Consider the following 4,945-nt stretch of genomic DNA (forward strand, 5'->3'; position numbering starts at 1 on the left):
TCAGCGTTTTGTCTTCTGCTGGGTTGTCGCCTTCCCAGATAATTGCCACGTCGTCACCATGCTGTGCAAGATGGCGGTCAATACAGTTCGCCGAAACGTTCAGCGTGCCGTCTTCAAACCAGCGAATGTCGACATGTCCGGTGTCGAAAGAGGTCTGTTTTACTTTAGTGAATGGCTTAATCCAATCAACAATCTTACCGTGTTCGCTCCAGAACCCTTCTGGATCGGTGACAGACTGCTGGTACATGGCTAGGTAAGTGTCATTATCCGCATGGGTATGAGTTTTAATATTTACTTTTAACGGATAAATGTGAGCTTCACTCATTACAAATTATCCATGTGAATAATGCAATCACATTGAAGGCGTTTAAAACGTCCAACAATGAAATTCGTAATGCCTATAACTTTTAGTCACAAAGGCAAGTTTCACCATTAGACTTTAGGATAAAGAGAAGGGGAGGCAGGGTGTAATGTCTGTCAGTTAAGAGAATCCTCGTTCCCATGCTCTGCGTGGGAATGCATATTTGACTAACAGAAAGTCAGATTAACTGTCTATTTTGGCTTTGGTATGCATTCCCACGGGGGACCGTGGGAACGATAACTCTGTCTTTTTGAGCTTAACTGACAGACATTAGGAGGCAGGGTGGGGTTGTTTTACTGTGGGGTGGTAAATGTTGGTAAGTCCCCCTGAGTTAAGCGCACAAAAACCAAGGCGGCGGAAATGGCATCTTGCAGGGCGTCGTGTTTGTCTTGTATTGGCAGATCGAGATGACGGCATATCGAATCCAGACTCAAATCAATATAGGCATTGGGCAGGTGGCGTTCGAGTTTGTCGTGGTAGATCTGGCTGACTTCCACCAGCGAATTGGGCAGTGGAAAACCAAGTTGTTTGCGGCAAGCGATGTCTAAGATTTTTTTGTCATAGCGAATGTGATAGCCAACCAGCGGGCGATTACCGATAAAATCAAGCAGTTGCTTCAGTGCTTCTTTCTCTGAAATGCCGTCGATTAAGTCTTGGTGACGCATACGGTGAATTCGCACTGAATTGGAGTCGAGCGACTGCGGGGCTCTTAGCCGAACTTCAAAAGGCTGACTGGTGATAATGCGATTATCAATGATCTTGGTGGCGGCGATGGTCACCAACTCTGCCCGATTTGGGTCTAGGCTGGTGGTTTCACAATCCAGTGAGACATACTCATTGCCCCCGTTTGCTTCAAACAGTTTCTGATAGTGAGAGTGTTTCAGCTTGTGGTGCCAATAGCGTCGCCGTATCCAATTCATAACATCACTCTTATCTGCCCTCGTTTTTGATCTGCCTAATCTCGGATCTGCCTAATCTCGGATCTGATAGTGATATCCAAGCCACTGCTTGAATTTTTTCACCACATGCAGGCTGTGTCTGAGCAGATCTCGCTCGGTGCGATCCAGTTGGTTAATGTCGATATTGTTACTGTTTTTCGGGTCACCGCTGAGCTGGTGCCCGAGTTGTTGAGCAAGGCGCAGTTTGAAAAATTGCTTGAGTGCTTCGCTGAGGTTATCTCCGGTCTGCTTTTCCAACACGTGGCGTTTTACCAGTTCGCTGATACGGTCGAAAGTATTATTCGGCTCGATCATGTGCTCTAAGCTCAACGCCCGAATGCCATGCACAATTGGGAAAATGCCACCTTGTTTGATGTCTAAACCTGTTTTTGAATTCTTCACATTGCCAAACAGGGTCAGAGGCACAGAGAAGTTCAGCGCAGGGCGGGTGAATTCGGTCAGGATCAGTTCTTGATCGGCCATTAAGTGAGTTAAGTGCGCTTTGATGGGCGCCAGCAACGATTTATTGCCGGCAATCGCGTGCGCATCTGCCATGATGGCAATATCCATCACTTGCTCGGGCTTGGCGCTATTGACCCAACTGCTGAGCATTTTTTTCCATTGCGACTGGCTTTTCACCCACTTAGGGTTGTTGACCATCACTTTGCCCGGACACAATGGATAACCAAGCTGTAGCAGGGTATGGGTCAGTTCGTGCATCACGTTTTCACACTGATGCCACTCTAATCCGTCCTTGATGATTAACGCGTTGTCTTGGTCGGTTTTGAGGATCTGTTCACCGCGGCCTTCCGAGCCCAATACGATAAAACAGCAGTGGTCATGCAGCGCGGGTGGCACAACCAATTCGAAGGCTTTTTCGATGATTTGCTCGTTCACCGCCGCAATCAGTTCCATGATGAAACGGGTGCGAACGCCTCGGCTCAGTAAGCTTTCAATCAGCTCTATCTGTTTATTGGAGGCTAAGGCAAGCTCTTCCACGCTGGAGGCGCGTGCAATCGCCAGTGTCAGTACATGCGAGTGGGTGGAGAAGGTGCTGAGGATCTGCGTCATATCGAGCACACCTACCGCACTGTTGTCATCGCACACCATCACGCGTTTAACACGGTTACGGGTCATCATCACCATGGCATTAAACAGGAAATCGCCTTCATCGACGTGCATAACGGGGAAAGTGGCAATGTTGCCGACGGGGGTATCAAGCGGATGTTCATCCAACATCACCGCATGCAGCATATTGGTTCGGGTCACAATGGCATAGGGATGATGGGGAGAGTCAATCAGACGAATATCCGAATCGGCCAGCTCCACCAGCGCGGCATCCACACCGTTTTCTTTCATCTGCATTGTCACCGCTTTTAATGATTGCTCAGGGGTAACAATCATTGGCGGAGAGTAGATGGAGTTATCCACCTTAGTCAGGATAAATTCGGCGATGTTTTTCTGCTGCTGTGCCGCTTCTATCAGCTCTTGTCTTTTGGCTAAGTTGTTATCGAAGTAGGCAGCAAACTGCCCGTTTTCAGCATAAAGAGCAAGAAACACCTCTTTTGGGATGAGGTAGCAGAGCGTATCTTCCAGTGCCAAATACTGGTGGCGAGTATGTTGTTCAAATAGAGCGCGGACATCAAACATGTCGTCATTGGCGTAATGAGCGAAGATTTCCTTGCCGCTTGCCGAGCGTTCTTCAACCGTACCTTTAATCAGCACATGCAGGTGGGTGCTGGTTTGTCCGCTTTTGAGTAAGGTTGCACCCAATCGGTAATAAGCGACATCTAAGGAAGCGCGCAGTTTTTTTTGTTGATCCGGGCTCAAACGATCAAAGGGTGGAGATTGCATGTTGAATTTATCCGGCATATACCCTTCCTATTTGTCGGTGCCGCTAACGTTGGTTGCGACGACAGAGGTTCACCAGTGAGAATTATCTAGCTTAAGTGTGACAAATTTCTTCCTGCCCTCCAGACGACTTTGGTCTAATGGGCGTGCTTTTGGTGCGATGAAAGTTGTGATAGGGGAAACAGAACGTTGAACAAAGTTCCCTTTTTCCTACGCGCGACTCATTGCATAATGGCGGCGTTTATTTCTCTCACGCTGTTTAGGATCACGAATGCTTAAGCCCTCACCTTATGGATGGATCTCTCAATACTTTTTCGGTTTTTTCTTTGCTTATGGCGTCTATCTACCGTTTTGGGCGTTGTGGTTTGAAGGGCAGGGTGTGTCTGCCAGTGATATTGGTATTTTAGTGGGGATTGGTTTTGCAACCCGTTGTGTGGCGAACTTAGTGATCACGCCACGTATCCATAAAGTAGAACATTTGCTGCCTGCACTGCGTTGGGTGACGTTAGCACTGATGCTGTTTATCGCGTTCCACTTTTTTACCGGTGGCAGCTTTTGGTTACTCGCTCTGGCGACCGTTCTGTTCAATATGGTGTGTGGACCGGTTCTGCCTCTGTCTGACTCGGTAGCCAACCACTATGCCAAACGTAATATGCTGGATTATGGACGTTCTCGTTTGTGGGGGTCGGTGGCTTTTATTGTCGGTTCGACCGCTGTGGGCTATCTGACGGTACTTTATGGTTCCGATATGATCGTATATACCGCATTGTTCGGAGTATTGGTCACTTTGTTGCTCAGCCTGCGTAACCCTTCTGTTATGCCAGTGACCGAAAATCATCAGCATAAAATTCGCCCTAAGCTCACGGAATTACTTCGGGAGTGGCCAGTGATTAAATTCCTCCTGCTGGTTGCGCTTATTCAGGGCAGTCATGCGGCATACTACAGTTTTGGCTCTATTCACTGGCGAGCCGCTGGTCACTCGGAAGACATCATAGGTTATTTGTGGAGTTTAGGCGTCGTCTCGGAAATACTGATATTTGCGATCAGTAAGCGCGTGTTTTCCAAGTGGAATATCCGTACGCTGTTTATTATTGCCGCGCTTGGAGTGATTGCTCGTTGGGGCTTAACTGCGTCCACCACGGCATTAGTGGCCTTGGTGGCGATTCAGTCTCTGCATGGTGTGACTTTTGCTTTGGCGCATATTGCGACCATTAAATACATTCAGCATGCACCGCAACACAAAATGGTTGCTCTGCAGTCGCTGTACAATGCCATTCCGCTTGGCGCTGTGATTGCGATGATGACGACGCTAAGCGGCTGGGGTTATGAAAGCTGGGGCGCGGGCGTGTTCTGGGGTATGGCGTTGATGGGGGTATTGGCTCTGTTTGTGAAAGTAGATTTACTTTCAGTCACAAGTTAAAGATGCCTCAACAGTGAAAGCGGAGCCTGAAGCACAAAATTAACCCATTTCGATTGTGATAATTCTATTTCCTATATTAAATAAAGCCTTGTAAAAGAGTAATGCCTGTCAGTTTAGCTCAAAAAGACAGAATCCTCGTTCCCACGGTCCCCCGTGGGAATGCATTCCGGAGCCTAAATAGGCAGTGAATTTGACTTTTCGTGAGTTAAATATGCATTCCCACGCAGAGTGAAGTGACCCCCAATAGTTGGACAACCAATTATTGGGGGTCTTTTATTTATGTCCAAATACAGTCGCGAGTTAAAGTTCAAAGTAGCTAAAAAGTATCTTGATGGCTCCACTCCTCGAGAGCTCGCTGAAAAATATTCTGTCCCA

General features: G+C 47.7%; 3 protein-coding genes and 1 pseudogene. 1 reads left to right on the forward strand and 3 read right to left on the reverse strand.

The window, feature by feature from the left end; all coding sequences use genetic code 11:
- From ACK5MF_RS18625 to ACK5MF_RS18635, 3 genes are all read right to left on the reverse strand, one after another.
- Nucleotides 1-325: acetyl-coenzyme A synthetase N-terminal domain-containing protein (locus ACK5MF_RS18625; protein WP_416924020.1), on the reverse strand; the 325-nt coding region annotated here is incomplete at its 3' end.
- Nucleotides 326-654: 329 nt separating this feature from the next.
- A complete protein-coding gene (locus ACK5MF_RS18630) occupies nucleotides 655-1,281 on the reverse strand; it encodes a 3'-5' exonuclease (protein ID WP_416924021.1) in 627 nt (208 codons plus the stop codon).
- 51 nt (nucleotides 1,282-1,332) lie between these two features.
- Entirely contained in the window at nucleotides 1,333-3,171 is a 1,839-nt protein-coding gene (locus ACK5MF_RS18635) for a DUF294 nucleotidyltransferase-like domain-containing protein (RefSeq protein WP_416924022.1), read from the reverse strand.
- A 250-nt stretch (nucleotides 3,172-3,421) separates the two neighbouring features.
- Here ACK5MF_RS18635 and ACK5MF_RS18640 point away from each other — a divergent pair.
- A pseudogene (locus ACK5MF_RS18640) lies at nucleotides 3,422-4,613 on the forward strand (3-phenylpropionate MFS transporter).
- The last annotated feature ends 332 nt before the right edge of the window (nucleotides 4,614-4,945 follow it).

Origin of the sequence: Vibrio sp. (genome assembly GCF_047973365.1) — a bacterium.
GTDB lineage: Bacteria > Pseudomonadota > Gammaproteobacteria > Enterobacterales > Vibrionaceae > Vibrio.

What these genes read in the sequence shown, in the direction of transcription:
- ACK5MF_RS18635 (WP_416924022.1), bottom strand. Translation starts at nt 3,171, where the DNA reads ATGCCGGATAAATTCAACATGCAATCTCCACCCTTTGATCGTTTGAGC.
- ACK5MF_RS18630 (WP_416924021.1), bottom strand. Translation starts at nt 1,281, where the DNA reads ATGAATTGGATACGGCGACGCTATTGGCACCACAAGCTGAAACACTCT.